Here is a 25,651-nt window from a genome sequence, read left to right as displayed (position 1 = left end):
CGCCTGTGCGCGGATGAAGGTGGCACCTCTGGCCGCCACCCGGGTGGGAACGCGACCACAGCTGCCACCTTCTGCGTGAGCGCCGCGCTCGGGGTGGCAGCCCGGGTCGCCACCTGGGCGGGGTGGCGACCACAACTGTCACCTTCTGCCTGAGCGCCGCGCTCGGGGTGGCAGCCAGGTCGCCGCCTCGGTGGTGACGCGACCACAACTGCCACCTGCGCGCGAGCGACCGCCCCAGAGCTGTGGCGCGGGGAGTAGCGTCTCGGTTCCTCCCCTGCCACCCAGTCGGGGCGGGCTCTCCACATCTCCGCGATCAAGAACCTGCCAGGTCCCGCAGCACCAGCAGATTGGAAGGATGCCGAGCCCCGCCGCCCCGCTTCCCCCTCAACTCGGCGAGAGTTTCACCTGCTCCGAAGCCCTCGACGCCGGGGCCACACGCCGGCGACTGCGCGGCAAGGACATCGACACCCCGTTCCGCGGCGTGCGTCTTCGGCCAGAACCCCAGGACTCGTCGGCCGAGACGGAGACGCCCTTGGCACGCGACCGCGCGCAGCGACGGCGAGTGCTGCGCCTGGCGCGCGCCTACCGCAAGATCATGTCGCCGAGCGCCTTCTTCGCGGGGACGACCGCGGCGGTCATCTGGGGCGGCCCGCTCCAGCACGGCGAAGACCTCCACGTCGCCGTGCGTGCCCCGGCGCGCGCTCCTCGGCGTCGCGGCATCCGTGCGATCAAGATCTCGCCCACCCTGGTCAGCGTCGAGGAATTCGATGGACTGCGGGTGAGCAGCCCCGCGTCGACATGGGCGATGCTCGCCCGCGAGTTGAGCGTGCGCCAGCTTGTGGTGCTCGGCGACGCGTTCGTCCGGATCCCTCGCGACGACCGCGGCACACCGCTGCCCCACAAGCAGCTGACCACGCCGGAGAAGCTGCGGCGCGCGGCGTACGCGGGCCGGCGCCGCGGCTCGGGCAAGCTGCGACGGGCGCTCGATCTGATCCGAGTGGGGAGCGCCTCGCCGTTGGAGACGGAGTATCGCATCGATGCGGAAGCCGCCGGGCTGCCGGAGCCGGAGCTCGATGTCGAGATCCGCGACGGTGACGGTCGGCTGTTGGGCATCGCGGACGCCGTGTACCGGATGCACCGCACCATCGTCGAAGTGGAAGGCGATCACCACCGCACGAGTCGTCGGCAATGGAATCGCGACATCGAGAAGCATGCGGCGTATGCCGCCGCGGGCTGGGAGGTCGTACGCCTGACCTCGGATCACATCAGAGGAACGCCGCCCTCGGCGGTCTCGATCATCAGTGCCGTCTTGCTGCGTCGGGGGTGGACGCCAGGGTGAGCGGTGCGTCCGGGCGCGGTGAAAGGTGGCAGCTCGTGCCGCCTCACCGCGGTGGTGGCGGCCACAAACGCCACCTCGGCACGTCGGGCCACCGTCTCGCCGTGGACACTCGAGTTCCGGGCGGGGCGGACGGGCGCATCAGCACTCGATGACGTTGACCGCGAGGCCGCCCTCGCTCGTCTCCTTGTACTTGTGCGACATGTCGATGCCCGTCTGCCGCATGGTCTCGACCACGGCGTCGAGCGACACGTAGTGCGATCCGTCGCCGCGCAGCGCGAGCCGCGCCGCCGTCACCGCCGTCGACGCGGCGATGGCGTTGCGCTCGATGCAGGGGATCTGCACGAGCCCGCCGACGGGATCGCACGTGAGGCCGAGATGGTGCTCCATCGCGATCTCGGCGGCGTTCTCGATCTGACGATTCGTGCCGCCCATGACGGCGGTCAGTCCGCCCGCAGCCATCGCGCACGCCGAGCCGACCTCGGCCTGACAGCCGCCCTCGGCCCCCGAGATCGACGCGTTGGCCTTGAACAGCGAACCCAGCGCGGTCGCCGTGAGAAGGAACCGACGGATGCCGCGCCGCCGGTTCGCCTCGGCAACCTGCTCCTCGTCCCAGCCTGCGGCCTCCTCGAGGCTCGCCGCGTGCCCGTGGTAGCCGAGCAGGGCGCTGCCGACCAGCTCGCCGTAGGGCGTGACGGCGTTGCCCGCCCCGAGGCCCGAGTCGGCGAGGAACCGCCACCAGTACATCGCGACCGCCGGGACGATGCCCGCGGCGCCGTTCGTCGGCGCGGTGACGACGCGTCCGCCGGCCGCGTTCTCCTCGTTGACGGCCAGCGCGAAAGCGCCCAGCCACTCGCCCGGGAGCTCGCGGCGGCCATCGGCCTCACTCGCCTCGAGCTGCGCGCGGATCGATGCCGCCCGGCGCTTCACCCCGAGGACGCCGGGCAGCACGCCGTCGGCCTCGAGGCCCGCTTCGACGCACGACGCCATCGCGTCCCAGATCCGGTCGAGGCCCTCGGCGATGTCCTCGTCGGGGCGCAGGGACTCCTCGTTGACACGCGCGGCCTCCGCGATCGTGATGCCGCGCTCGTCGCACAGCGCCAGGAGCTCCTCGGCGCTGTCGAACGCGAGCGGGAACGACCGCGCATCCGTCGGGCCGCCCGCGGCGGCGTCGCCCTCGCGGCGGATGAAGCCGCCGCCGACGGAGTAATAGGTCTCGCGGACGAGGAGTCCGGCATCCGTCGCCTGCTCGATCGTTGCGGGCGCGGCCGCGCCGGTCTCTCGGAACGGCGTCGCGGCGAGCGCGCGCGGCGGACCATCGTGGGAGGAGACCCAGGCCTCGAGCGTCATCGCGTTCGGGTGGCCGGGCAGGCGGGTCCGGGGCGCGAAGACGACGTCGCCGCGAGCGAACGGCACCGCGTGCACGCCGGCGAGCTCGAGCGGCCGGTCGTCGGGCCAGGCGCTCCACGCCGAGCGCACGGCATCCGGGTCCGCCGTCTCGGGCTCCAGCCCCTGCAGACCCGCCACCACGGCGTCGGGGGTGCCGTGACCGATACCTGTGGCACCGAGGGAGCCGTACAGCGTGCACGTGACCCGGCCGACGCGCGGGAGCTCGCCGGAGTCGCGCAGTCGCGCGACGAAGTCGACGGCGGCCCGCATCGGACCGACCGTGTGGGAGCTCGAGGGTCCTACGCCGATGGAGAACAGCTCGAACGCCGAGACGTAGGCGCTCATCTCATCCAGGCTACGCCGCCGGCTCGCGCAATCTGCACGGCGTTATCGAGTCGATAGCAGCAGGCTGCACGCTGCGCCTCTATGTGAGTGCGCAGCCTGCGGGCTCACGGCCGGGGTCGAAACGCGACCAGCCCGACGGTGTTGCCCTCGGAGTCCCTGACGAACGTCTGCCACTCGTCGTGACCAGCCGGACCGAGTGCGTCGTCGCCGTGCGTGAAGATCACGTGCGGTGGCGAGACGACCTCGGCGCGCTCGCCGAGGCGCGCGAGCGCGGCGTCGACGTCGTCGACCTGCAGGTAGATCAGCGACGTCGGCGCGCCCCTGTCGAGAAGCAGCCGCACGCCGTCCAGATCGAAGAACAGCAGTCCGGGCGGATCGAACACCGCGGTGGGCTCGGTGCCGAGCAGCGTGGAGTAGAAGGCGGCGGCACGCTCGGGGTCATCGGCGCGCTGGGCGACCTGCACGAGTCTCATACCGCCATTGTGGTCGCCTCCTCGGCGAAGCGCCGACGTTTGCGCAACCCCTTCCCCCGCGGGTCTCGTGCGGAGTATCAAGGAGACAACGATTTCCCCTGGAGGTGGACCATGCTGTTCGTGATCTACGGCATCCTGCTCATCGGCGGCATGTGGCTGGTGGGCATCTCGTTCGCGTCGCCGATCCTGCCGGGACTGGTCTTCATCGCGGGCGTGCTCTGCATCGCGGCAGCGGTCGCCGTGCCCATCACCGCCGGCGCGTTCGAACAGCGCAGGTAGCGCCGCGCGGTCATGCTGACCCGCGTCGCCGAGGGCGTCCTCGTCCACGAGAGCGAGTTCCTCCAGAGCAACGCCGTCATCGTGGAGGGCTCCGACGGCGTGCTGCTGGTCGACCCCGGCATCACCACCGCGGAGCTGGCGGCGCTGGCTGCCGACCTCCACGAGCGCCGACTCGTCGTCGTGGTGGGGTTCTCGACCCACCCGGACTGGGACCACGTCCTCTGGCACCCCGCGCTCGGCGAACCACCGCGCTACGGCACGGCGCGCGGCGCGGCATCCATCCGCGCGGTTCTCGCCGAGCCCGACTGGACGCAGCAGATCGCCGAAGGGCTACCGCCCGAACACGCCGACGAGATCCCCATGGAGCTGCTCGGTCTCATCGACGGGCTGCCCGACGGTGCCACGCGGGTTCCGTGGGAGGGGCCCGCGGTCAGGATCATCGAGCACCGCGCGCACGCACCCGGGCACGCCGCGCTGCTCGTCGAAGACAGCGGCGTGCTGATCGCCGGCGACATGCTGTCGGACATCCTGATGCCGTTCCTCGATCTGGAGGCGGCGAGTCCCATCGACGACTACCTCGCCGCGCTCGACGCGTTCGAGCAGCTGATGGGGACGGTGGATGCCGTCGTGCCGGGGCACGGCTCCGTCGGCGATGCGACGCAGTTCAGGGAGCGGATCGGGCTCGACCGGCGATACGTCGAGGCGCTCCGAGACGGACGGGACGCCGAGGATCCGCGGATCGGCCCCGGGGCACCGCTGGACTGGCTGACCGACGTGCACGAGTGGCAGCGGAAGCGACTCTCGCAGCGGTCGCAGAAGCCCTAGCGCGCGGAACCCCTAGGTCACAGAACCCGTTGCGTGCAGAACCCCATGTGCGCAACACCCCTTGTGCGCAGACCCCTTGTGCGCGGAACACCTAGTGCGCGGTGAGACCGCCCTGCCACCGGCGGTGCTCGCGTACCAGGAGCACGGCGAAGATGCCCCAGAGCCCGGCGTCGTCCGCGAGTCCCAGCGGCCCGAGAACGAGCTCGGGGATGAGATCGATCGGCGCGAACGTGTAGACGACAGCAGCGATGGCCGCGACCCATGTCGTCGGTGCGACACGGTGCTCGCGGCGCTTGATCGCCTTGAGGAACCTCCACCACATGCACTCCAGTGTGCGGTCCGGTGGGTGAGGATGGGCCGTCGATACCAAGTCGTGACGTTGACGCGGACCGCGGTGGAGGCCGCCGTCCAGCCTTCCTGAGGCGCGCTCCCGACGAGTCCGTGAACGGACGATGGCGGTGCGTGTCGTGCACTGGTCCGAGGCCGAACCCCGGACGTAGGATCGCACCACTGCAGGGAAGCGACGTTCCGCGCCACGCGCCCGCCGCTTCAAGAGCGAGTCGAAGGAGACATCGATGGGCACGAAGAATCTCTCGCTGGTGGTCGGCTCTTATGACGACACCGCGACGGCATCGGAGGACTACCAGGCACTCCGGAGCGGTCAGGACTCCGGCGGCTACGAGATCATCGGCGCGGTGGTGCTCGTCCGCGACAAGGACGGCAAGGTGCAGGTCAAGGAGCACGGAGACAAGTCCGTCGGCCACGGTGCGGCGTGGGGCGCCGGCGCCGGCGTCGTCGTCGGGCTGTTCGCACCGCCGCTGCTGGCGGCGACCGCGGTCGGCGCGGGCATCGGCGCGATCCTCGGGAAGATCAAGAAGAACCGCGAGGAGAAGAAGATGGGCGTCGACGTCGACGAGTACCTCGCGCCCGGCTCGTCGGCGATCGTCGCGGTCGTGGACGACCGGTGGGCCGACCGTGTGGAGAAGGCGCTCCAGCGGGCCGACAAGCGCATCACGAAGGCGATCGACGCGGACGACTACGAGAAGCTGCGCAAGGCGATCGAGGAGTCGGCCGACGACGTGGTGGACCAGCTCAACTCCTAGCCGGCGCTGCGCGACGCCGGGCGGTGCCCGGCGTCGCCGCCGTGCCGCGATGGCACGCGCCAGGCGACAGCCCGAAGGGAAGAGTGCGGTCTCCCCGCGGAAACACGAAAACCCGCGGAGATCCGCGGGTTCTCGATCACTGTCTCAACACAGTGCGCGCCCGAAGGGACTCGAACCCCTAACCTTCTGATCCGTAGTCAGATGCTCTATCCATTGAGCTACGGGCGCATGTCGCGCGCTCTCGCGCACAACGTCGTCAAGAATACCTGACGGACGCCTGCCGCGCGAATCGGCGGACGGATGCCGGATTCCCGGGCGTGTCCGGACGCTGAGCCGCTCCCCCTCAGGCCCCGGCGCCGTCGAGCGCGCGCAGCTGGCGCTGCAGCGCCACATGCCGGTAGGAGGTGTCGATGAGCTCGGCGAGAAGCTCCCAGTCGCCGGCATCCGGTTCCACGCGCAGCGCGAGCCAGCCGTACGCGCCCTCATAGGGCGGCACGAACACGTCGTCGCGCTCGAGGAGCGCGGGGCGCTCAAGCTCGTCGGGGATGAACAGCACCGCGGGCTCGGGCCCGACGCCCACGATCGCGAACTGGCGCTTGCCCGCGCGGAAGGTGCACCGCCCGTGCGAGATCGCCTCGACCGCCTCGGGGTAGGACATGCACAGACTCCGCACCCGCACCGGAAGCGGGTGCTCGGACGGGAACCACATCGGGTGAGCCGAAGGCTCGTCGCCGTTCACATGGCGAGCGTAGCCGTCGGCGCCGTCCCTGTCAGGAGCGGCGACTGCCGTGAGGGCGAGGACCGCGCGTAGGTCGGTCCGTCAGGACTCGAGCTCGCTCACGTCCACACCGGACACGCGCGGCGACGGCGCGACCGGTTCGGCGGGCGCGGCATCCGTCTCCCCCTCGTCCTGGTGCCGCTTGTGGGCGGCGAGCCGCGGGAGGTCGACCAGGCGGATGGACTGCATTCGGGCGGCGCGCATGCGGTCGTAGTCGGGATCGAGCTCGGGTCGCATGCCCTCGACGCGCAGCCGGCGCTGGAGGTTGGCCTCGACGTCGCCCCACGCGGCGTCGCGCGACTGCTCGATCAGCGTGCGGACCACATGCGGGTCGTCGGCCATGCGCCGGAGCGCATGCGCGACGCCGGCGTACTGTCGGCGACGGCGACGGAGATTGCGCATGTCGCGGTCGCGGTAGTCGTGGGTGCCGTCAGGATCGGTGAACTTGCCCCAGGCCTTCTTGCGCTGGCGCTTGACGAGGTCGGCCGCCTGCTCCTGCTCCTCGGCGAGGCCGATCAGCGTGTCGTGCGCGAAGGGGGTGAACGCCGTCACCTCGAAGGGCTCGTCGTGCGCGATCGTCTCGACCAGGATGCGGTTGCGGATCGCCAGGCGTGCGGCGGCGGACGCGATGGACACGCCTTCGGCGATCGCCTCCGCGGTCTTGCCCATCGCACCTCCCCTGAACAGGCTAGCGTCCAGCGGACCTTCGCGAATCAGCGAGAATCGAAGCCGCGGATCGTCGACGGCGACGACCCGGAGCGAGAGGCGGCACATGGCCAAGCAGCGACCCCTGGACGTGCGCGGACGCACCGCCGTGATCACCGGCGCGGCGGCGGGGATGGGCGCCGACGTGGCACGCCAGTTGGCCCGGCGCGGCGCGCACATCGCCCTCGTCGACCGCAACGCCGACGGCCTCGAGTCGGTCGCGTCGACCCTCGCGGGCACGGGACACACCACGCACGTCGTCGACCTCACCGACGACGGCGCCGTGGCCGCGCTCGCGGCGGAGGTGGAGGCATCCCATCCCCGCATCCAGTCCCTCATCACATGCGCCGGATCGTCCATGCTCGGCGACATCGACCAGCTGACGATGGCCGAGATGCGGTGGCTCATGGACGTGAACCTGTGGGGCACCGTCAACATCACGCAGGCGCTGCTGCCGGCGCTGCGCCGCGAGCCGGCCGCCCACATCACGCACCTCGTGTCGATCTACGGACTCGCCGCCCCCGCCGGCCGGATCCCCTACGCGATGAGCAAGTTCGCCGTGCGCGGCTTCACCGAGTCGCTGCGGCATGAGCTCGAGCGCTCCACCGTGACAGTCGGCGCGGTGTATCCGGCCGGGGTGAAGACCGGCATCATCCTGCACGGCCGGTATGCGGCGGCGATCGATCCCGCCGTCGCCCAGCGCGCCGCGGCGGCGCAGGCGTCGATGTACCACACCGAGCCCGCCGACGCGGCGGAGCGCATCGTCGAGGCGACGATCCGACGCCGGCCCCGCACGATGATCGGCCGCGAGGCGCGCCTGGTCGACGTGCTCGCCCGCATCAGCCCGAACCACTACTGGGCGCCCATGCGCCGGCCGCTGCGCGACGCCATCGACACCACCACCCCGGTGCGCTGACGGCGGGTGCGGGCCGGGGGACGCGGCGCCGGCGCGGATGCGGCCTGTAGCTCGCGGGTCAGGCCGGCTTGGTGTACGTCGCCCGGCCGAAGCCGAGGATGAAGTACCCGACGAAGGCGAACAGCCAGAGCAGGAAGAACGACCACGCGCCGCCCTTGCCGAAGCCCTTCCCGACGCGGATCGCGACGACGATGCTGAAGATCCAGCCGACGATGGGGATCAGGTACAGCAGCCCCAGCCACGCCGAGTAGCCGGCGACCTTCACGAGCACGAAGACATTCACGATCGGGATGATCGCCAGGATGCCGGGGTACCCGGCCTTGTCGAACACCTTCCACAGCGCGACCGCCACGAGGATGTACCAGATCAGGCCGATGATGCCCGAAACGGAATACAGCGCCGACAGGTCGGCCCCTGACGTGATGGTGTTCGCCTCGATCATGCGCTCAGCATAGGGGGCAGCTCCCGCACCGGTGTAGCAAGCCGGCGGCCGCTTGGCAACCCCGTGCACGGGCCGGAGGCCCGGCGTAGCGTCGATGTCATCCCTCATGAGAGGAGAGATCGATGGGATTCATGGACGACGCGAAAGAGACCGCTCAGGCCGTCGGCGAGAAGATCAAGGACGCCTGGGAAGACACCACCGATCGAGTCGGGGACAAAGTCGACGAGATGAAGGCCGACGCCGAAGTGCGCAAGGCCGAGGCGGAGCGCGACTCGGTGAAGACGCGCAACGACATCAAGGAAGATCTGCGAGACAGCTGACTCGCATACGAAGAATGCGGAGCCGCCCGGGGGGCCGGCTCCGCATTCGTCGTTTCTGCGCGGCGTCGCGATGCGCGGGCGACCGCGCGGCGGTCAGACGATCCGGCCGGTCAGGCGACCGCGCCGGTCAGTCGATCGGGGTCGACCACCGCCTGCGCACCACGATACCGCGGCGGTCAGCCGATCGCGGCGCTCAGACGATCTCGGCGGTCAGGCGATCGCGGCGATGCGCCACGAAGCGCTGACGGATGCCTCGGGCTCGATCACGGTGAGACCGGCGTCGTAGTCGTACGACCCCGCGTTGTATGCGTCGGGCGCGCACGTCATCGGCTCGACGGCGAGGCCCAGGCGGCTCTGCGCGGCGTCGGGCTTGTCGGCGGTGTGGATCTGGACCCACGGGCAGACGGCGTCCCACGACATCTCGACACCGGAGCCCGCGGCATCCGTCACGCGCACCGTCGCGGTGCCGTCCGCAGCCCGGACGAGGCCGGTGTACGCGTGGTCGATCTCCGCCGCGCCGATCTGCCGGGGCGAGCGGAAGTCGAAGCGCTCAGGCTCGTCGGCGTCGACCGCCACGAGGGCGGTGGGGATGAGACGGTCGGGCGTGACCGCGAGCACCTGCTCGGCGGGGAGCTCGAGCGTCCAGCCGTCGACGCGGCCCTCGCCGGCGACGAGGTACGGGTGCGGGGCGGTGCCCCACGGTGCCGGCTGGTCGCTCTCGTTGTGCGCCGTCACCGACTGCGTGAGGCCTTCGGGACCGAGCGAGAACGTCGTCGTGACAACGAGGCGCCACGGGTAGAAGGTCTGCGGCTGGATGACGGCGGCCAGGGTGACGTGATCAGGACCCTTGTCGATCGCCTCGAAGTCGAGCCACGTCGCGAGACCGTGCAGCGCGTGCGAGCGGGCCGGCTCGGTGAGCGGCAGCTGGAAGTCGCGTCCGCCGAACGAGTACTTCCCGTCGACGATGCGGTTCGGCCAGGGTGCGAGCGTCGCACCGCGGTGCGCGGGGCGCACCTCGTCGGCGTCGAACGGCACCACGAGGTCGCGGCCGCGGTAGGTGAAGGACCGGAGCGTCGCGCCGACGCTGGCGACGACGGCCTCGTAGTCGCCGGCGCGGAGCGCGTGCTGGGTTCCGGATGCGGGGGGACGTGCCATGGGGGCTCCTTGCGGAATGAGGGGATGCCGCCAACCAGAGTAGCGGCGACGTTCGAGGGCCTCGAAACCGGGGATCCGCGCCGAGACCGAGGGCGACGCCCCCGGTCTCGAGCGGAATCCCCGGTCTCGACGAGACGAGGACTGGTGGGTCAGAGGCCCTGCGCGAGGCGGTAGTACGCCTGGTTCCAGCGCAGCTCGCGCTGGAAGCCGCGCACCGTGGTGTCCTCATCGATGACGACGAGCTCGGTGCCGGCGATGTCGGCGAAGTCGCGGAACACCTCGATGCCGATGGCCGTGGTCATCACGGTGTGGTGCGCGGCGCCCGCGGTGAGCCAGCACGCGGCGCTCGTCGCGAAGTCGGGCGCGGGCTTCCACACCGCGCGACCCACGGGCAGCTGCGGCAGGTCGGGCGCGTCGACGTTCTCGACCACGTTGGCCACCAGGCGGAAGCGGTCGCGCATGTCGCTCATCGCCACCACGAGCGCGGGCCCGGGGTCGGCGGTGAAGACCAGGCGCACCGGGTCGTCCTTGCCGCCGATGCCGAGCGCGTGCACCTCGAGGCGGGGCTTGGCCGTCGTGAGCGAGGGCGAGACCTCGAGCATGTGCGCGCCGAGGATCTTCTCGTCGCCCGCGACCAGGTCGTAGGTGTAGTCCTCCATGAGGCTGGCGCCGCCGGGGAGGCCCGCGCCCATGACGTTCGCGACCCGCACCAGGATCGCCGTCTTCCAGTCGCCCTCGGCGCCGAAGCCGTAGCCCTCGGCCATCAGACGCTGCACCGCGAGACCCGGCAGCTGCTTCAGCGCGCCGAGGTCTTCGAACGACGTCGTGAAGGCGCCGAAGCCGCCCTCCTCGAGGAACGAGCGCAGCCCCAGCTCGATCGCGGCGCCGTCGCGCAGCGACTGGTGGCGCTCGGCGCCCGGCCGCAGCTCCTCCGCGACGTCGTACTCGGCGAGGTAGACGTCGACGAGCGCGTCGACGTCGGCATCGGTCTGCGCTTCGACCGCGGCGACCAGCTCGTTGACACCCCACGTGTTGACCTGCACGCCGAACCGCAGCTCGGCCTCGGTCTTGTCGCCCTCGGTGACGGCGACGTAGCGCATGTTGTCGCCGAAGCGCGCGAGCTTGAGCGTGCGCGAGGCCGCCCAGCCGGCGGCGGCGCGCTGCCAGTCCTCGACCTGCTGGCGCACGGCCGGGTTCGACACGTGGCCGACGACGGTCTTGCGCGCCACGCCGAGGCGCGTCTGGATGTACCCGAACTCGCGGTCGCCGTGCGCGGCCTGGTTGAGGTTCATGAAGTCGAAGTCGATGTCTGCCCACGGCAGCTCGACGTTGGCCTGCGTGTGCAGGTGCAGCAGCGGCTTCTGCAGAGCGTCGAGACCGGCGATCCACATCTTCGCGGGGCTGAAGGTGTGCATCCACGCCACGACGCCGATGACCTCGTCGCGGGCGTTGACCTCGAGGGCGAGACGGCGGATCGAGTCCGAGTCCTTCAGGACCGGCTTCCAGACCACCTTGACGGGGAGGCCGTCCAGCCCGGCCGCGACGGCCTGCGACTGCTCGGCCACCTGGCGCAGGGTCTCGTCGCCGTACAGCGTCTGACTGCCGGTGACGAACCAGATCTCGTAGGCGTCGAGCGAGGACGACAGGGGTGTGCGGGTCATGGGGTTTCCTTCGTTCGTCGGGGAAGAGGCATCCATGTCCCGATTTCGCTCGTTCCGGGCGCATCATGCGACCGAGAGTGGGACATGACGTCGCGAAAGCGGGACACGGTGGCGTGAAAGGGTCAGAGAGCGGAGACGGCGGCGGCTTCGACGGCGAGGCCGGCGCGATAGCGGTCGAGGTAGGTCGCGAAGCCCGCCACGTCGGCAGGGTCGGGCTCGGCGGTCACGATCGCCGCGTCCGCGAAGACCCGGTCGTCGAGATAGGTCGAGAGGGAGATTCCGGATGCCTCGGCCGAGGCATCCGTCTCCGCCACGGCCCGCGCGTAGGCGGCGAGCACCGCGATGCCCCACGCGCCGCCCTCCGAGGCAGTGTCGCCGACCGACACGGGGGCGCCGAGCGCGCCGGCGAGGAAGCGCTGCGCCACCCCGGCGGTGCGGAACATGCCGCCGTGCGCGAACATGCGGTCGAGCGCGACACCTTCGTCGTCGAGCACGCGCATGCCGAGCGCGAGCGTGCCGAACACTCCGTAGAGCTGCGCCCGGATGGCGTTCGCGAGGGTGAGCCGGCTGTCGGGCGTGCGCACGAAGAGCGGGCGTCCCTCGGTGAGCCCGGCGATCGGCTCGCCGGCGAGGTGGTTGTAGGCGAGCAGTCCGCCGCCGTCGGCCTCGCCCGCGAGCGCTTCGCGGAACAGCGTCTCGTAGACCACGTCGTCGGCGAACGGCGTGCCCGCCGCCTGGGCGAAGCGCGCGAACATGCCCACCCACGCCGCGAGCTCGCTCGCGCCGTTGTTGCAGTGGACCATCGCGACCGTGTCGCCGACGGGCGTCGTGACGAGGTCGAGCTCGTGGTGCACGCGCTCGAGCGGACGCTCGAGCACCACCATCGCGAAGATGCTCGTACCCGCGCTGACGTTGCCGGTGCGCGGCGCGACGGCGTTGGTGGCCACCATTCCCGTGCCCGCGTCGCCTTCGGGAGCGCAGAACCCGATGCCGGGGCGCAGCGCTCCCGACGCGTCGAGCAGTGCCGCGCCCGCGGCGGTCAGCTCGCCGGCGGGTGCTCCGGCGACGCGCACGTCGGGCAGCAGCTCCGCCACGTGCGCGACCGGCAGGCGTCCGGCGGCCACCGCGTCGTAGCGCGAGAGCAGCTCGGCGTCGTAGTCGGCGGTGGCGGAGTCGATGGGGAACATGCCCGACGCGTCCCCCACGCCGAGCACCTTCTCGCCGGTGAGCTTCCAGTGCACGTACCCGGCGAGCGTGGTGACGAAGCGGATGTCGGGCACGTGGGTCTCGCCGTCGAGCACGACCTGGTGGAGGTGCGCGATCGACCAGCGCAGCGGGATGTTCACACCGAACGCCTCGGTGAGCTCCGCTGCGGCAGCGCCGGTGTTGGTGTTGCGCCACGTGCGGAAGGGCGCGAGCAGATCGCCCGCCTCGTCGAACGCGAGGTAGCCGTGCATCATCGCCGAGACGCCGATCGCGCCGAACGTCTCGAGGGTCACGCCGTGACGCTGCTGCACGTCGGCTGCGAGATCCGCATAGGCGGCCTGCAGGCCCGACCACACGTCGTCGAGCGCGTACGTCCAGAGTCCGTCCTCGTAGCGGTTCTCCCACGCGTGGGAGCCGACCGCGAGCACCGTCGCCGGGTCGTCCGCGTCGACGAGGCAGGCCTTGATGCGGGTCGAGCCCAGCTCGATGCCGAGTGCGGTGCGGCCGTCGCGGATCGCCCGGGCTGCGGCATCCGTCTGCACGTCGTCCGTCATCGCTGCGTCCGTCATCGCTCGTCCCCCTCGTCGCGCCGCTCGTCGCCGGCCTGGCCGTAGACGTTCTGGTACCGGTCGTACAGGCGGTCGATCGCGTCCTGCGGGATCGGGATGAGAGGACCCGCCTCGCGGGCGTAGTGCACGGTGCGCGCGACGTCCTCGACCATGACCGCGGCCTTGACCGCGTCCTTCGCCGAGACCCCGATCGTGAACGGACCGTGGTTCTGCATCAGCACCGCGCGCGAGCGGTGACCGGTGAGGGTCTCGACGATGCCGCGGCCGATCGAGTCGTCGCCGATGATCGCGAACGGGCCCACGGGGATCGGCCCGCCGAACTCGTCGGCCATCGCCGTGATGACGCACGGGATCTCCTCGCCGCGCGCGGCCCACGCCACCGCGAACGTGGAGTGGGTGTGCACGACTCCGCCGACCTCGGGCATGTGGCGGTACACGTACGCGTGCGCGGCGGTGTCGCTCGAGGGGCTCCGCTCGCTGCCGAGCGTGCCGGGGATCACGGTGCCGTCGAGGTCGCAGAGGATCATGTTCTCGGGCGCGAGGTCGTCGTAGCTCACGCCGCTGGGCTTGATCACGAAGAGGTCGGCTCCGGGGACGCGGCCCGACACGTTGCCGCCCGTCCACACGATGAGGCCGTACCTCACCAGCTCGCTGTGGAGCGCGGCGACATCGGCGCGGACGGCGGCGATGGACTCCTCGATCTCGGGGCTGAAGGTCGGTGCGGGCGTCACCGGATCCGGGCTGGTCACGGGGTCCTCCGTCGGGTCTCGTGTGGGGCGGCTCCCATGGCCGCGCGCGTCGATGTTACCGGTAACATCGCCCTTTGCCAACCTCTGCCCGGCCCTGATGTGGCGCAACACGCCGAATCGGCGCGGCGATGCCGCGTGTTGCGACAGCTCAGTCGCGCCGCCCGGCTGGCCGGGTGGGTCAGCGCGGCGGCGGCGCGGTCGACGCGCGGACGACGAGCCGCGGCGCGGCGGGGACGGATGCCGGCTCCCCCAGCACCGCCGCCACCGCCCGGCGCGCTTCGCCGCCGAGGTCGAGACCCACCGTGGTGAGCGCGGGCCGGTAGTACGCGGCATCCGGATTGTCGTCGAAGCCGACGATGCTCACATCGCCCGGCACGTCGAGGCCGGCTTCACGGAGCCCTGCGATCAGACCCAGCGCCATCTGGTCGTTGGCGGCGGCCACCGCCGTCGGCCCACCCGTGGCGCGCACGGCCGCGGCGATCTCGGGTGCGAGCGCCGCTCCGGCGGCGGCGGTCCAGTCGCCCCGCCACCCCGGCCCGGGCTCGAGCCCCGCCTCGGCCAGTGCTTGCAGCGTCCCGTGCTCGCGCGAGCGCGCCTCGAGCCACTCCCCCGGCCCCGCCACGCGACCGATCCGCCGGTGTCCGAGCGCGACGAGGTGCGAGACGGCGAGCGCCGCCCCCGCCTCCTGCTGCTCGGCGCCCTCATCGGTGTGCAGCGCCGTGATCGCCACGGCGGGGTGCGCCTGGGCGAGAGCCGTCAGGCTCGCAGCATGGGGAGCGAGCACGATGAGCCCGTCGACGCCCTGCGCCAGCAGGCGATCGGCCGCGTCGCGGACGGATGCCTCGGCCGAGGCATCCGCGTACGCCGTCGCGATCCACCTCCCGGCCTCGCGAGCCGCCGCCTCGAGGGCGGCGATGCCGACGGCCGGGCCGTACAGGGTCGCATCCGAGGCGATGACGCCGAGGGTGCGCGTCGTGCGGGTGCCGAGCGTGCGCGCGGCGTTGTTCACGCGGTATCCCAGCTCTGAGATGGCGTGGAGCACGCGATCCCGCGTCTCGGGGCGGATGTTCGGGTGCTCGTTGATGACCCGCGACACGGTCTGCGTCGACACCCCGGCGGCGCGCGCGACGTCGCGCACCCCCACCCGGGCGGCGTTTCGATCGCGCGGCTCGCTCATCGCGCTCACCCTATCCGCACGCGGAGCGAGCTCCTCGCGCGGGGTCGTGACGGCATCCGCCTGCAGATCGCTGGGTGTGACGAGAATGTGATCCCTCACTTCCGACTCGACTTCCCGCGGACACCCGGCGAGCTACTCACCTTGTGGACGACTGCCGCGTTATGCAACTGTTACCGCTAACAACTTGCGGACACCCGGAATGTGAGGGCTAACATCTCACCGTCGGCGCCGCACAGCGGTGGTGCCGACCACACCAAGCCGGCAGCGATGCCGGACCAGAACGAGGAGGTTTTGGAATGAAGAAGAAGACGCTTCTCGCCGGGTTCGCGCTCCTGGGGGCACTCGCCCTCACCGCGACCGGCTGCGCGAGCGACAGCGATGCCACCGGCGACGCGGGAGCGGGCGGCGACGACGACGGCGTGGTCACCGTCGGATTCGCCCAGACGGGATCGGAGTCGGGCTGGCGCTCGGCGAACACCGAGTCGATGAAGGAGGCATTCTCGGCCGACAACGGGTTCGAACTGATCTTCAACGCCGCCGACAACGACACGGCTGCGCAGATCGCGGCCGTGCGCGACTTCATCAACCAGGGCGTCGACGCGATCGTGATCGCCCCCATCGTCGAGGACGGCTGGGACGACGTGCTGCAGGAGGCGGCGGATGCCGGCATCCCGGTGGTCCTCGAAGACCGCACGGTCTCGGCGTCGGACGACCTCTACGCCAGCTGGGTCGGACTGGACTTCGAAAAGGAAGGCGTGATGGCCGGCGAGTGGGCGGCCGAGACCTTCGGCGACACCCCGACCAAGATGGTCGTCCTCGAGGGCACGACCGGATCCGCGCCGGCCAACGACCGCGCCTCCGGGTTCGACGAGGCCGTCAAGGACACCGCGATCGAGAAGATCGACTCGCAGACCGGCGACTTCACGCGTGACGGCGGCAAGACGGTCATGGAGGGCTTCCTCCAGAAGTACGGCGTCGACGGCATCGACCTGGTCTACGCGCACAACGACGACATGGCCCTCGGCGCGATCGAGGCCATCGAGGCGGCCGGCGCCGAGCCGGGTGTCGACATCCAGATCGTGTCGATCGACGCGGTGAAGGATGGCATGCAGGCCCTCGTGGACGGCAAGATCAACTTCATCGTCGAGTGCAACCCGCTCCTGGGCGACCTCGCGGCAGGCCTCGTGCTCGACGTCCTCGACGGCAAGGAGGTCGAGAAGGAGGTCTACGTCGAAGACCAGACCTTCACGCAGGAGCAGGCGGCCGAGGTCATCGACAGCCGTCCGTACTGATCGCACCACCCCTCCTGTATCGAGGCAGGTAGACAGCGCACCGCCGGGGAATCGCGAGGTTCCCCGGCGGCCGCGCCGATGCTGGAAAGGCAGCTGAGCCATCATGTCCGCGGACACCGCAGTCCCGCCGGTCGTCGAGATGACCGGGATCACCATCCGATTCCCGGGCGTCCTCGCCCTGGACGGCGTCGACTTCACCCTGCGCGCCGGCGAGGTCCACTCGCTCATGGGCGAGAACGGCGCCGGAAAGTCGACGCTCATCAAAGCCCTCACCGGGGTCTACGCGATCGACGCCGGTGAGATCGCCGTCGGCGGGCGGCCACGGCGCTTCACCAGCACCGCCGACGCGCAGGCCGCCGGCATCTCGACCGTGTATCAGGAGGTGAACCTGTGCGCGAACCTCTCGGTCGGCGAGAACGTCATGCTCGGCCATGAGCCGCGCACCGCCGCCGGCATCGACTGGAAGGCCGTACACCGCCTGGCCGCCGAGCACCTCGAGAGCCTGGGGCTCACGATCGACACCCGCTCGACGCTGTCGAGCCACTCGATCGCCATCCAGCAGCTGATCGCCATCGGACGGGCGATGGTGCTCGACGCCAAGGTGCTCATCCTCGACGAGCCGACCTCGAGCCTCGACCGCGGCGAAGTCGAGCAGCTCTTCGGCGTGATCCGCGACCTCCGCGGCAAGGGCGTCGCGATCCTCTTCGTGAGCCACTTCCTCGACCAGATCTACGAGATCTCCGACCGCATCACGGTCCTGCGCAACGGTCGCCTCGTCGGCGAGTACCCCGTGCGCGACCTTCCCCGCGGCGCACTGGTGACCAAGATGATCGGTCGCGAGCTCGATGAGCTCACAGCGCTCGCCTCGGTCGCCGACCGGTCGATCGATCGCACCGGCACGCCGGTGCTCAGGGCCACCGATATCGGCAGGCGGGGCTTCCTCGAGCCGGTCGACCTCGAGGTGTACGACGGCGAGGTCGTCGGCGTCGCCGGTCTGCTGGGCTCCGGCCGCACCGAGCTGGTGCGCCTCCTCTACGGCGCCGATCGCGCCGAGACCGGCCAGATCGAGGTGCACGGCCGCGCCGCCAGGCACGGATCGCCGAGGCAGGCCATCGACAACCGCATCGCCTTCTCGTCCGAGAACCGCCGCGCCGAGGGCATCATCGCCGATCTGACCGTCGCCGAGAACGTCGTGCTCGGCATCCAGGCCCGCCGCGGCGCGATGCGCCGCATCCCCCGGGCCGAGGTCGATGCGATCGTCACGGAGTACATCGCGGCGCTCGGCGTACGGCCCGCCGACCCGGCGATGCTCGCCGGCAATCTCTCCGGAGGCAATCAGCAGAAAGTGCTGCTCGCCCGGTGGCTGGCCACGGCGCCGGAGCTCCTCGTCCTCGACGAGCCCACCCGCGGCATCGACGTCGGCGCCAAGGCCGACATCCAGCGCAAGGTCGCCGAGTTGAGCGCGCAGGGCCTCTCGGTCATCTTCATCTCATCCGAGCTCGAAGAGGTGCTCCGCATCGCGCAGCGGATCGTCGTGATGCGAGACCGCCGCAAGATCGGCGAACTCGACTCGCACGACGTCGACCTCGACGGACTCATCGACTACATCGCCAACCAGGCAGAAGACACCCAGGCAGAGGAGAGCGTCGCATGAAGGCGATCCTGAAGCACCGGCTGTTCTGGCCCGTCGTCGCGCTGCTCGCGCTGATCGCGATCAACACGATCGCGCGCCCGCAGTTCATCCTCGTGACGGTCCGCAACGGCGAGCTCTACGGCGCGCTGATCGACATCCTGCGCAACAGCGCCCCGCTCATGCTCGTCGCGCTCGGCATGACGATCGTGATCGCGACGCGCGGCATCGACCTGTCGGTCGGCGCCATCATGGCCGTCTCGGGCGCCGTCGCGCTGACGATCATCGACGGGTCACCAGACCCCGGCAATCTCGGCACCGTCGCGGTCGCCCTGGCCGTGGCGCTCGCAGTCTCGCTCGTGCTGGGGGTCTGGAACGGGTTCCTCGTGTCGATCGTCGGCATCCAGCCCATCATCGCCACCCTCGTGCTGATGCTCGCCGGCCGCGGCGTCGCCCTGCTGATCACCGAGGGCTTCATCACGACGGTCAACAGCGCACCGTACGAGTTCATCGCCACCGGGTACCTGCTCGCCCTCCCCTTCGCCTTCCTCATCTGGGTGGCCGCCGTGGCGGTGATCGCCCTGTTCGAGCGGCGCACAGCCCTCGGCGTCCTGACGGAGGCGGTCGGCATCAACCCCGAGGCGAGCCGGCTCGCCGGCGTCCGTGCGCGCGGGATCGTCTTCGGCGCCTACGTGCTGAGCGGTGGCCTCGCCGGCGTCGCGGGCATCATCTACAGCTCCAACATCCGGGCCGCCGACGCGAACGCCGCCGGCCTCTTCATCGAGCTCTACGCGATCCTCGCGGTGGTGCTCGGCGGCACCTCCCTGATGGGAGGCAAGTTCACCATCGCCGGCACGGTCATCGGCGTGCTCACGATCCAGACCCTGGAGGCCACCATCCTGTTCCTCGGCGTGCCCTCGGCGCAGAGCCCCGTGTTCTTCGCGATCGTCGTGATCGTCGTCGTCCTCGTGCAGTCTCCGCGCCTGCACCGCTGGGCGCGTGGCGCCCTGCGGTCCGCGAGCGCACGGAACCGCACAGATGCCGGCAGCCGAGCGGGGGTGGCGTCATGACCAGTCTCGAAGCACCCGTGCGGCGCGCCGCAGCGCCGTCGCGCTACACGACCTTCATGAGCCGGCACGCCTCGCTCATGCCGACCTTCGCGGCGGTGGCGATCCTCATCGTGCTGCTGATCGGCGCACAGGCCCGGTTCCCCCGGTTCCTCAGCCCCGGCAACATCTCGGCACTCCTCCTCGACAACGCCTACCTGGTCGTGCTGGCCGTCGGCCTCACCTTCGTGATCCTCACCGGGGGCATCGACCTGTCGGTCGGGTCGGTCATGGCGTTCACCGGCATCCTCGGCGCGAGCCTCCTGTCCCAGGGCATCCCGGCCGCGATCGCCGTGCCCGTCATGCTCCTGGCCGGCGCCGCGATCGGCCTCCTCGTCGGCATCCTCGTGCAGTACTTCGACGTGCAGCCGTTCATCGCCTCGCTCGCGGGACTGTTCCTGGCGCGGGGACTGGCGTTCGTCGTGAGCCTGTCGTCCATCCGCGTCGAGGACCCGGCGGTGCTCTGGCTGCAGCGCACGCGGTTCAGCGTGGGCGGCTGGTACATCACGCCGACCGGCATCATCGCCCTGCTGACCGTGGCGATCGCGTTCGCGGTGCTGCTGTGGACCCGCTTCGGGCGCACGGTCTACGCGATCGGCGGCAACGAGCAGTCCGCACGCCTGATGGGCCTGAACGTCGCGCGTACGAAGATCGTCGTCTACGTCATCAGCGGCGTGTGCGGCGGCCTCGCCGGCCTGCTGCTCACGGCCTACTCGGGCGCCGGCTACCCCCGCAACGGCATCGGCACCGAGCTCGACGCCATCGCGGCCGTGGTCATCGGCGGCACGCTCCTCACGGGCGGCATGGGCTACGTCCTGGGCTCGCTCGTGGGCGTGCTGGTCTACGCGACGATCAAGAAGCTGATCTCGTTCATGGGCGCCGAGCAGGCGTGGACCCAGATCATCATCGGCGGCCTCCTGCTCGTCTTCATCGTCGTGCAGCGCGTGATCGTCGCCCGCTCGCAGCGGCGCAGATAGAGCGGCGACACCACGTCCGCGCACGGCGGCCGCGCCTCGCTCCACCGGGATAATGGCCTGATGGACGAGGCGCGGCCGCTGCTGCTGCTCTCCGGGGCGACGGTGCGCTTCGGAGCGGATGCCGCGATCGACGGCGTCGACTTCCGTCTGTTCCCCGGCGAGGTGCACTCGCTCATGGGCGAGAACGGCGCCGGCAAGTCCACGCTCATCAAGGCGATCACCGGAGCGCTCCCACTCGACGCCGGTGTGCTGACCCTCGCGGGCGAGGTCATGCGGTTCACGTCGCCGCACGATGCGCAGCAGGCCGGCATCAGCACGGTCTACCAGGAGATCGACCTTCTCCCCAACGTCTCGGTCGCCGAGAACATCGCGCTGGGCCGAGAGCCGCGGCGGGCAGGAGCGATCGACTGGCGCCGGATGCGGCGCGAGGCCCACGAGGTGCTGGCCGACCTCGGCCTCGACATCGATCCCGCGTCGAGGCTCGGCACGCATTCGCTGGCGGTGCAGCAGCTCGTCGCGATCGCCCGCGCGATCTCGACGGACGTGCGGGTGCTGGTGCTCGACGAGCCGACGTCGAGCCTCGACCTCGACGAGGTGGCCGAGCTCTTCCGCGTCGTGCGCGACCTCAAGAGCCGCGGCGTCGCGATCCTCTTCGTCTCGCACTTCCTCGACCAGGTCTACGAGCTGTGCGACCGCGTGACGGTGCTCCGCGACGGCAAGCTCATCGGCGAGTACCTGACCCGTGAGCTGCTGCGCATCGACCTCGTCCAGGCCATGCTCGGGCGGAGCGCCGCCGCGCTCCGCACCGTCCCGCGCACCGAGTCGTCCGACGACGAGGACCGACCCGTGCTGTCGGCGCGCGGCGTGAGCGCGGGCATCGGCATCCGCGACGCCGACGTCGACCTCCACGAGGGAGATGTGCTCGGGGTCGCCGGGCTGCTCGGGGCGGGCCGCACCGAGCTCGCCCGTGCACTCACCGGCATCGACCGCATCGACAGCGGCGTCATCCGCATCGAGGGCAACGGCCGGGGCCCGTCCGGTCCCCGCTCGGCCATCTCTCTCGGCGTGGTCTACTCGTCAGAGAACCGCCGCACCGAGGGCATCATCAGCGAGCTCAGCGTGCTTGAGAACATCACGCTGGCACTCCAGGCCGACCGCGGCGTGCTGCGCCGCATCCCGCCCGCACGTCAGCGCGAGCTCGCGGCGAGCTGGGTCGAGGCCCTCGACATCCGTCCGCCCGATCTCGACCGCCCGGCGGGCACGCTCTCCGGTGGCAACCAGCAGAAGGTGCTGCTCGCGCGCCTGCTCGCACTGTCGCCTCGCGTGCTCGTGCTCGACGAGCCGACACGCGGGATCGATGTGGGGGCCAAGGTCGAGATCCAGAACCTCGTGGGCGAGATGGCGGCGAACGGCCTCTCAGTCATGTTCATCTCGGCGGAGCTCGAAGAGGTGCTGCGCGTCGGGCACCGCGTCGCGATCGTGCGCGACGGCCGCATCGTCGACACGCTCCCCTCCGACGCGCTCACGGTGGATTCGCTGCTCGCGCTCGTCGCCCGACCGGATGAGCTCGATGACTGACCCGCGGGCGGCGGCCGACGACGCATCGACGCGCGCCGCCAACATCTTCGACGTCGCCCGGCTCGCGGGGGTGTCGCACCAGACCGTCTCGCGCGTGATCAACGACCTGCCGAACGTGCGGCCCGCGACCCGCGCGCGCGTCGAGCAGGCGATCGCCCAGCTGCGCTACAGCCCGTCCCCCGCCGCCCGCGCGCTCGTGACCCGCCGCACGCGCACCATCGGCCTGGTGACGCCCGGCGTCCCCGACTTCGGCCCCACCTCGATCGCGACGCACTTCAACTTCGCCGCCCGCGCCGCGCGCTACAGCGTCGACACGGTCAGCGCGGTGGATCCCGACCCCGCGGCGATCAAGGGCGTCGTCGAAGGGCTGCTGCGCCAGCGCGTCGACGCCATCGTGCTCATCGTCGACGACATCGGCGTGCTCGAGGTCGTCCGCGGGCTCGACCTCAGCATCCCGCTCGTCGCCGCGACCGCCGCCGCGCGGCGGAGTCCGCACATCGTGTCGATCGACCAGTACCGCGGCGCGCGATCGGCCGTGCGCCACCTCGCCGAGCTCGGCCACACGCGCATCTTCCACCTCGCCGGCCCCACCCGGGCGCCCGACGCGCTCGAGCGCATCCGCGGGTGGCGCGACGAGCTGGCCGAGCGCCGCCTCGAGATCATCGAGCCCCGCCACGGCGACTGGTCGGCGGCGAGCGGCCACGCCGTCGGTCTCGAGCTCGACATCCGTCCCGGCTCGGCCGTCTTCGTCGGAAACGACCACATGTCGATCGGCCTGCTGTCGGCACTCCGCGAGCGCGGACTCCGCGTGCCCGAGGACGTCAGCGTCGTCGGCTTCGACGACGTGCCCGAGGCCGGGTACCTCTATCCGCCGCTGACGACCGTCCGGCAGGACTTCGACACCCTCGGCGAGCTCATCATGCAGAAGGTGCTGGTCTCGGTCGAGGAGCCCGACAGCGTCACCGAGGACACGCCGATCCCCACGCACCTGATCGTGCGTGCGTCGACGCGCGCCCCCTCGCCGTGATCTCCGCAGCTCACGCCCGGATGTGACAAGGCTGCGAACGCCCGCCCCTCACGGTCGGGCGAGATGGCACGCTGGAGTCATGCGCGCACGCTCCCGGAACGCCGAGCGGCCGACGCTGCGCGGCCGACTGCTGACCGCGCTCTCGGGCGACCCGGACGGAACACCGCCGTGGGTCCGCGCCCTCGCCGACGGCGACGACGCCGGCTACTTCGCCGACAACGGTCCGGTGTGGACCGTCCACGCCGGCACCGGCTCGTTCGTCGCCGGCATCCGCGCGCTGCTCCTCCAGGCGCTGCACCCGGGTGCGCTCGCGGGCGTGCACGACTTCTCGCGGTACCGCGAGGACCCGATCGGGCGCCTCACCGGGACCGTCCGCTGGATCATCTGCGTCACCTACGGTTCGACGGAGCAGGCGGCGCGCGAGACCGCCCGTGTCGCTCGGCTCCATGAGCGGGTGCGAGGGTCGTACGACGCGGCGGACGGCCCACGCGAGTACTCGGCCGCCGACTCCGACCTCGTCGAGTGGGTCCATCTCGCCTTCACCGAGGCCTTCCTCGGCGCGCACGAGCGCTGGGGCGGGGCGATACCGGGCGGTCCGGACGCCTACGTGCGGGAGTGGGCGCAGGCCGGACGGCTCATGCGGCTCGCCGATCCTCCCGTCACCGAGGCCGAGCTGCTCGCGCGCATGGACCGCTACCTCGACCGCGGTGAGCTCCGCCGCGACGCGCGCGTGGACGAGGTCGTCCGATTCCTGCGCGAAGTGCCGTTCACGGGGGTCATGCGGGTCGCCTACCGGGTGCTGTTCGCCGCGGCCGTGGCGAGCCTTCCCCGTCGGTACCGCAAGGTGCTCGGCCTGCGTCGAGCCCCGCTCCCGGTGATCACCCTCACCCGGCTGGTGCTGGCGGTGTCCGCGAAGGCCCTCGCGCGCGGTCCGCGTGCCCAGGATTTCGCCCGGCGGCGTCTGCGGCGCCTGGCTGAGGCGGCCCCCGCAACCCCGGCCACCACCGCGACCGCCCCCGCGCCGTGATCGAGACGCCCGGCTGATCGAGCCGACGGGGCCCGGGCAGTGGCAGGCTGGAGTCATGCGCATCGCCCTCACCGGCTCCTCCGGAAAGCTCGGCACCGTCGTCGCCCGCGAACTGCGTGCGGCCGGCTACGACGTCATCGGCCTCGACCTCGTGGGAACCCGCGGCCCCGACTTCGTCCAGGTGGACCTCACCGACTACGGCCAGGTCGTCGACGCCCTCGCCGCCGTGAACGACCGCCACGACGGGTTCGACGCGGTCGTGCATCTCGGCGCGATCCCGGCCCCCGGCATCCGCTCCGACGTTGCGACCTTCCACAACAACATGACCGCGACGTTCAACGTGTTCTGGGCGGCGGTGCGGCTCGGCATCCGTCGCCTGGTGTACGCGTCGAGCGAGACGGTGCTGGGTCTGCCGTTCGACGTGCCGCCGCCGTACATCCCGGTCGACGAGGAGTACCCGCCGCGGCCCGAGTCGGTCTACTCGCTCGTGAAGACCCTCGAGGAGCGCATGGCCGTCGAGCTCGTGCGCTGGCACCCGGATCTGTCGATCACCGGCCTGCGGTTCTCGAACGTGATGGTGCCCGAGGACTACGAGGCCTTCCCGTCGTACGACGACGACGCCGCGACGCGCAAGTGGAACCTGTGGGGCTACATCGACGCCCGCGACGGAGCGCACGCGGTGCAGCGCGCGCTCGAGGTCGCTCCCCCGGGCTTCGAGACCTACATCATCGCCGCCGCCGACACCGTGATGTCGCGCCCCAACGCCGAGCTCGTCGCCGAGGTCTTCCCGGGCGTCGAGACGCGCGAGTTCGGAGAGCACGACACGCTCCTGTCGATCGGCAAGGCCCGCCGTCTGCTCGGCTACGACCCGCAGCACTCCTGGCGGGACCACGTCGCGGGGTCATGAGCGACGACCCGCGTCTCGCCGCCGCCCGCTATCGTGCGGCGCAGTCGGGCGAGGACGGCTCGGACGATGAGGGGACGGATGCCGCGCCCGCGGGCTCGCAGGTCGCGCGGGCGTATTCGGCGGCCGATCGCGCGGCCGTGGTCGAGACGGCGATCCAGCAGGCCATGCGGCGCGGCGAGTTCGACGACCTGCCCGGCGCGGGCAAGCCGATCCCCGGGCTCGGCGAGACGCACGATCCGGACTGGTGGATCCGCCGCAAGATCGAGACCGAGCAGCTCACCGGGCTCGGCCCGCCCGCGCTCATGCTGCGCGTCGAGAACGTCGAGCTCGACGCGAAGCTCGACGACCTGTCGCGCGAGGACGAGGTGCGCGACGCGCTCGAGGACTTCAACCGCCGCGTCATCGAGGCCCGCCGTCAGCTGCTCGGCGGCCCGCCGGTCGTGACGCCCACGCGCGACGTCGAGGCGGAGCTCGAGGCGTGGCGGGAGCGCCGCGACGCGCGCGGTGCGGCCGATGCGACGGCGGAGACGGATGCCGCGCCCGGGCGCCGCCGGCCGTGGTGGCGGCGCCCGCGAGGCTGAGTCCCCCTCCGGTTCGGGGCGTATGCCCTGCGCTCGGGGTGGCGCCCCCGAAGGCCCGCGGTGCGCTCCGAACGTTCGCGGTGCGGCCCGCAACCTGA

Annotated in this window: 26 protein-coding genes and 1 tRNA gene; 15 read left to right on the top strand and 12 right to left on the bottom strand. The window is 71.2% G+C overall.

All coding sequences use genetic code 11. The features are described from left to right. The first annotated feature begins 355 nt into the window (after positions 1 to 355). The gene (locus IM770_RS05290) at positions 356 to 1,339 is read left to right on the top strand and encodes a DUF559 domain-containing protein (protein ID WP_203580091.1); all 984 of its coding nucleotides are present in this window, start codon (positions 356 to 358) and stop codon (positions 1,337 to 1,339) included. A 138-nt stretch (positions 1,340 to 1,477) separates the two neighbouring features. Here IM770_RS05290 and IM770_RS05285 read toward each other — a convergent pair whose 3' ends face one another. Beyond that, a complete protein-coding gene (locus IM770_RS05285; RefSeq protein WP_203580090.1) occupies positions 1,478 to 3,070 on the bottom strand; it encodes an L-serine ammonia-lyase, iron-sulfur-dependent, subunit alpha in 1,593 nt (530 codons plus the stop codon). Between the two features lie 104 nt (positions 3,071 to 3,174). Next, positions 3,175 to 3,543: a VOC family protein gene (locus tag IM770_RS05280; RefSeq protein ID WP_203580089.1), complete on the bottom strand. Its 369-nt coding sequence runs from the start codon at positions 3,541 to 3,543 to the stop codon at positions 3,175 to 3,177. Positions 3,544 to 3,654: 111 nt separating this feature from the next. Between IM770_RS05280 and IM770_RS05275 the strand changes: the two genes are divergently transcribed. Both IM770_RS05275 and IM770_RS05270 read left to right on the top strand, forming a co-directional pair. Beyond that, on the top strand, positions 3,655 to 3,822 hold the full coding sequence (locus IM770_RS05275; RefSeq protein WP_203580088.1) for a hypothetical protein: 168 nt from the start codon (positions 3,655 to 3,657) through the stop codon (positions 3,820 to 3,822). Between the two features lie 12 nt (positions 3,823 to 3,834). Continuing rightward, positions 3,835 to 4,647 carry an MBL fold metallo-hydrolase gene (locus IM770_RS05270; RefSeq protein WP_203580087.1) on the top strand — a complete coding sequence of 271 codons (813 nt, stop codon included), beginning with the start codon at positions 3,835 to 3,837 and terminating at the stop codon, positions 4,645 to 4,647. Positions 4,648 to 4,738: 91 nt separating this feature from the next. Here the strand turns inward: IM770_RS05270 and IM770_RS05265 are convergent, their stop codons facing one another. Then, complete coding sequence (locus IM770_RS05265; RefSeq protein WP_203580086.1) at positions 4,739 to 4,969, bottom strand: YkvA family protein; 231 nt, start codon at positions 4,967 to 4,969, stop codon at positions 4,739 to 4,741. 253 nt (positions 4,970 to 5,222) lie between these two features. Here IM770_RS05265 and IM770_RS05260 point away from each other — a divergent pair, with 253 nt between their 5' ends. After that, on the top strand, positions 5,223 to 5,750 hold the full coding sequence (locus IM770_RS05260; protein WP_203580085.1) for a DUF1269 domain-containing protein: 528 nt from the start codon (positions 5,223 to 5,225) through the stop codon (positions 5,748 to 5,750). Between the two features lie 155 nt (positions 5,751 to 5,905). On the opposite strand, the gene IM770_RS05255 is transcribed toward IM770_RS05260, so the two are convergent. From IM770_RS05255 to IM770_RS05245, 3 genes are all read right to left on the bottom strand, one after another. Beyond that, a tRNA-Arg gene (locus IM770_RS05255) sits at positions 5,906 to 5,978 on the bottom strand. A gap of 115 nt (positions 5,979 to 6,093) precedes the next feature. Continuing rightward, positions 6,094 to 6,408 (bottom strand): MmcQ/YjbR family DNA-binding protein, encoded by a 315-nt coding sequence (locus IM770_RS05250; protein ID WP_239065796.1) that lies wholly within the window; start codon positions 6,406 to 6,408, stop codon positions 6,094 to 6,096. Between the two features lie 162 nt (positions 6,409 to 6,570). Further along, positions 6,571 to 7,197, bottom strand: coding sequence for an asparagine synthase (locus tag IM770_RS05245; RefSeq protein WP_203580084.1), 627 nt, complete (start codon positions 7,195 to 7,197; stop codon positions 6,571 to 6,573). 103 nt (positions 7,198 to 7,300) lie between these two features. On the opposite strand from IM770_RS05245, the gene IM770_RS05240 reads away from it, so the two are divergent. After that, a complete protein-coding gene (locus IM770_RS05240; RefSeq protein WP_203580083.1) occupies positions 7,301 to 8,149 on the top strand; it encodes an SDR family NAD(P)-dependent oxidoreductase in 849 nt (282 codons plus the stop codon). Between the two features lie 58 nt (positions 8,150 to 8,207). On the opposite strand, the gene IM770_RS05235 is transcribed toward IM770_RS05240, so the two are convergent. Further along, complete coding sequence (locus IM770_RS05235; RefSeq protein WP_203580082.1) at positions 8,208 to 8,591, bottom strand: DUF5684 domain-containing protein; 384 nt, start codon at positions 8,589 to 8,591, stop codon at positions 8,208 to 8,210. A 122-nt stretch (positions 8,592 to 8,713) separates the two neighbouring features. On the opposite strand from IM770_RS05235, the gene IM770_RS05230 reads away from it, so the two are divergent. Beyond that, on the top strand, positions 8,714 to 8,911 hold the full coding sequence (locus IM770_RS05230; protein ID WP_109211740.1) for a hypothetical protein: 198 nt from the start codon (positions 8,714 to 8,716) through the stop codon (positions 8,909 to 8,911). 210 nt (positions 8,912 to 9,121) lie between these two features. Here the strand turns inward: IM770_RS05230 and IM770_RS05225 are convergent, their stop codons facing one another. From IM770_RS05225 to IM770_RS05205, 5 genes are all read right to left on the bottom strand, one after another. After that, positions 9,122 to 10,066 (bottom strand): aldose 1-epimerase family protein, encoded by a 945-nt coding sequence (locus IM770_RS05225; RefSeq protein WP_203580081.1) that lies wholly within the window; start codon positions 10,064 to 10,066, stop codon positions 9,122 to 9,124. 149 nt (positions 10,067 to 10,215) lie between these two features. Beyond that, the gene (araA, locus tag IM770_RS05220; RefSeq protein WP_203580080.1) at positions 10,216 to 11,727 is read right to left on the bottom strand and encodes an L-arabinose isomerase; all 1,512 of its coding nucleotides are present in this window, start codon (positions 11,725 to 11,727) and stop codon (positions 10,216 to 10,218) included. A 122-nt stretch (positions 11,728 to 11,849) separates the two neighbouring features. After that, positions 11,850 to 13,502 carry a xylulokinase gene (locus tag IM770_RS05215; protein ID WP_239065795.1) on the bottom strand — a complete coding sequence of 551 codons (1,653 nt, stop codon included), beginning with the start codon at positions 13,500 to 13,502 and terminating at the stop codon, positions 11,850 to 11,852. Further along, on the bottom strand, positions 13,499 to 14,251 hold the full coding sequence (locus IM770_RS05210) for an L-ribulose-5-phosphate 4-epimerase (RefSeq protein ID WP_372430643.1): 753 nt from the start codon (positions 14,249 to 14,251) through the stop codon (positions 13,499 to 13,501). The genes IM770_RS05215 and IM770_RS05210 overlap by 4 nt, the downstream gene beginning before the upstream one ends. Before the next feature lie 178 nt (positions 14,252 to 14,429). Then, positions 14,430 to 15,428 carry a LacI family DNA-binding transcriptional regulator gene (locus IM770_RS05205; protein WP_203580079.1) on the bottom strand — a complete coding sequence of 333 codons (999 nt, stop codon included), beginning with the start codon at positions 15,426 to 15,428 and terminating at the stop codon, positions 14,430 to 14,432. Positions 15,429 to 15,724: 296 nt separating this feature from the next. On the opposite strand from IM770_RS05205, the gene IM770_RS05200 reads away from it, so the two are divergent. The 9 genes from IM770_RS05200 to IM770_RS05160 all read left to right on the top strand — a co-directional run bounded on the left by IM770_RS05200 (position 15,725) and on the right by IM770_RS05160 (position 25,553). Continuing rightward, the gene (locus IM770_RS05200) at positions 15,725 to 16,720 is read left to right on the top strand and encodes an ABC transporter substrate-binding protein (RefSeq protein WP_203580078.1); all 996 of its coding nucleotides are present in this window, start codon (positions 15,725 to 15,727) and stop codon (positions 16,718 to 16,720) included. Between the two features lie 103 nt (positions 16,721 to 16,823). Next, positions 16,824 to 18,374 (top strand): sugar ABC transporter ATP-binding protein, encoded by a 1,551-nt coding sequence (locus IM770_RS05195; protein WP_203580077.1) that lies wholly within the window; start codon positions 16,824 to 16,826, stop codon positions 18,372 to 18,374. Then, complete coding sequence (locus IM770_RS05190) at positions 18,371 to 19,420, top strand: ABC transporter permease (protein ID WP_203580076.1); 1,050 nt, start codon at positions 18,371 to 18,373, stop codon at positions 19,418 to 19,420. The genes IM770_RS05195 and IM770_RS05190 overlap by 4 nt, the downstream gene beginning before the upstream one ends. Beyond that, a complete protein-coding gene (locus IM770_RS05185; protein ID WP_203580075.1) occupies positions 19,417 to 20,433 on the top strand; it encodes an ABC transporter permease subunit in 1,017 nt (338 codons plus the stop codon). The genes IM770_RS05190 and IM770_RS05185 overlap by 4 nt, the downstream gene beginning before the upstream one ends. 60 nt (positions 20,434 to 20,493) lie before the next feature. Then, the gene (locus IM770_RS05180) at positions 20,494 to 22,011 is read left to right on the top strand and encodes a sugar ABC transporter ATP-binding protein (protein WP_203580074.1); all 1,518 of its coding nucleotides are present in this window, start codon (positions 20,494 to 20,496) and stop codon (positions 22,009 to 22,011) included. Then, positions 22,004 to 23,038 (top strand): LacI family DNA-binding transcriptional regulator, encoded by a 1,035-nt coding sequence (locus IM770_RS05175; protein WP_203580073.1) that lies wholly within the window; start codon positions 22,004 to 22,006, stop codon positions 23,036 to 23,038. Before IM770_RS05180 ends, IM770_RS05175 begins: the two co-directional genes overlap by 8 nt. Before the next feature lie 79 nt (positions 23,039 to 23,117). After that, entirely contained in the window at positions 23,118 to 24,065 is a 948-nt protein-coding gene (locus tag IM770_RS05170) for an oxygenase MpaB family protein (protein ID WP_203580072.1), read from the top strand. Between the two features lie 55 nt (positions 24,066 to 24,120). Continuing rightward, the gene (locus IM770_RS05165) at positions 24,121 to 24,972 is read left to right on the top strand and encodes an NAD-dependent epimerase/dehydratase family protein (protein ID WP_203580071.1); all 852 of its coding nucleotides are present in this window, start codon (positions 24,121 to 24,123) and stop codon (positions 24,970 to 24,972) included. Further along, positions 24,969 to 25,553, top strand: coding sequence for a DnaJ family domain-containing protein (locus IM770_RS05160; RefSeq protein WP_203580070.1), 585 nt, complete (start codon positions 24,969 to 24,971; stop codon positions 25,551 to 25,553). Before IM770_RS05165 ends, IM770_RS05160 begins: the two co-directional genes overlap by 4 nt. Positions 25,554 to 25,651: the final 98 nt, after the last annotated feature.

Origin of the sequence: Microbacterium hibisci (assembly GCF_015278255.1) — a bacterium.
Taxonomy (GTDB): domain Bacteria; phylum Actinomycetota; class Actinomycetes; order Actinomycetales; family Microbacteriaceae; genus Microbacterium; species Microbacterium hibisci.
The sequence above is the reverse complement of the archived record's forward strand: the minus strand, read 5'-3'. Positions and strand labels throughout refer to the sequence as shown.

Bases quoted from the DNA above. Each gene is read 5' to 3' on its own strand.
- IM770_RS05275 (WP_203580088.1), top strand. From the start codon at position 3,655: ATGCTGTTCGTGATCTACGGCATCCTGCTCATCGGCGGCATGTGGCTG.
- IM770_RS05205 (WP_203580079.1), bottom strand. From the start codon at position 15,428: ATGAGCGAGCCGCGCGATCGAAACGCCGCCCGGGTGGGGGTGCGCGAC.
- IM770_RS05175 (WP_203580073.1), top strand. From the start codon at position 22,004: ATGACTGACCCGCGGGCGGCGGCCGACGACGCATCGACGCGCGCCGCC.
- IM770_RS05225 (WP_203580081.1), bottom strand. From the start codon at position 10,066: ATGGCACGTCCCCCCGCATCCGGAACCCAGCACGCGCTCCGCGCCGGC.
- IM770_RS05230 (WP_109211740.1), top strand. From the start codon at position 8,714: ATGGGATTCATGGACGACGCGAAAGAGACCGCTCAGGCCGTCGGCGAG.
- IM770_RS05190 (WP_203580076.1), top strand. From the start codon at position 18,371: ATGAAGGCGATCCTGAAGCACCGGCTGTTCTGGCCCGTCGTCGCGCTG.
- IM770_RS05245 (WP_203580084.1), bottom strand. From the start codon at position 7,197: ATGGGCAAGACCGCGGAGGCGATCGCCGAAGGCGTGTCCATCGCGTCC.
- IM770_RS05250 (WP_239065796.1), bottom strand. From the start codon at position 6,408: ATGTCCTACCCCGAGGCGGTCGAGGCGATCTCGCACGGGCGGTGCACC.
- IM770_RS05200 (WP_203580078.1), top strand. From the start codon at position 15,725: ATGAAGAAGAAGACGCTTCTCGCCGGGTTCGCGCTCCTGGGGGCACTC.
- IM770_RS05160 (WP_203580070.1), top strand. From the start codon at position 24,969: ATGAGCGACGACCCGCGTCTCGCCGCCGCCCGCTATCGTGCGGCGCAG.
- IM770_RS05285 (WP_203580090.1), bottom strand. From the start codon at position 3,070: ATGAGCGCCTACGTCTCGGCGTTCGAGCTGTTCTCCATCGGCGTAGGA.
- IM770_RS05185 (WP_203580075.1), top strand. From the start codon at position 19,417: ATGACCAGTCTCGAAGCACCCGTGCGGCGCGCCGCAGCGCCGTCGCGC.
- IM770_RS05290 (WP_203580091.1), top strand. From the start codon at position 356: ATGCCGAGCCCCGCCGCCCCGCTTCCCCCTCAACTCGGCGAGAGTTTC.
- araA (WP_203580080.1), bottom strand. From the start codon at position 11,727: ATGACCCGCACACCCCTGTCGTCCTCGCTCGACGCCTACGAGATCTGG.
- IM770_RS05170 (WP_203580072.1), top strand. From the start codon at position 23,118: ATGCGCGCACGCTCCCGGAACGCCGAGCGGCCGACGCTGCGCGGCCGA.
- IM770_RS05165 (WP_203580071.1), top strand. From the start codon at position 24,121: ATGCGCATCGCCCTCACCGGCTCCTCCGGAAAGCTCGGCACCGTCGTC.
- IM770_RS05195 (WP_203580077.1), top strand. From the start codon at position 16,824: ATGTCCGCGGACACCGCAGTCCCGCCGGTCGTCGAGATGACCGGGATC.
- IM770_RS05280 (WP_203580089.1), bottom strand. From the start codon at position 3,543: ATGAGACTCGTGCAGGTCGCCCAGCGCGCCGATGACCCCGAGCGTGCC.
- IM770_RS05215 (WP_239065795.1), bottom strand. From the start codon at position 13,502: ATGACGGACGCAGCGATGACGGACGACGTGCAGACGGATGCCGCAGCC.
- IM770_RS05240 (WP_203580083.1), top strand. From the start codon at position 7,301: ATGGCCAAGCAGCGACCCCTGGACGTGCGCGGACGCACCGCCGTGATC.
- IM770_RS05265 (WP_203580086.1), bottom strand. From the start codon at position 4,969: ATGTGGTGGAGGTTCCTCAAGGCGATCAAGCGCCGCGAGCACCGTGTC.
- IM770_RS05270 (WP_203580087.1), top strand. From the start codon at position 3,835: ATGCTGACCCGCGTCGCCGAGGGCGTCCTCGTCCACGAGAGCGAGTTC.
- IM770_RS05235 (WP_203580082.1), bottom strand. From the start codon at position 8,591: ATGATCGAGGCGAACACCATCACGTCAGGGGCCGACCTGTCGGCGCTG.
- IM770_RS05180 (WP_203580074.1), top strand. From the start codon at position 20,494: ATGGACGAGGCGCGGCCGCTGCTGCTGCTCTCCGGGGCGACGGTGCGC.
- IM770_RS05260 (WP_203580085.1), top strand. From the start codon at position 5,223: ATGGGCACGAAGAATCTCTCGCTGGTGGTCGGCTCTTATGACGACACC.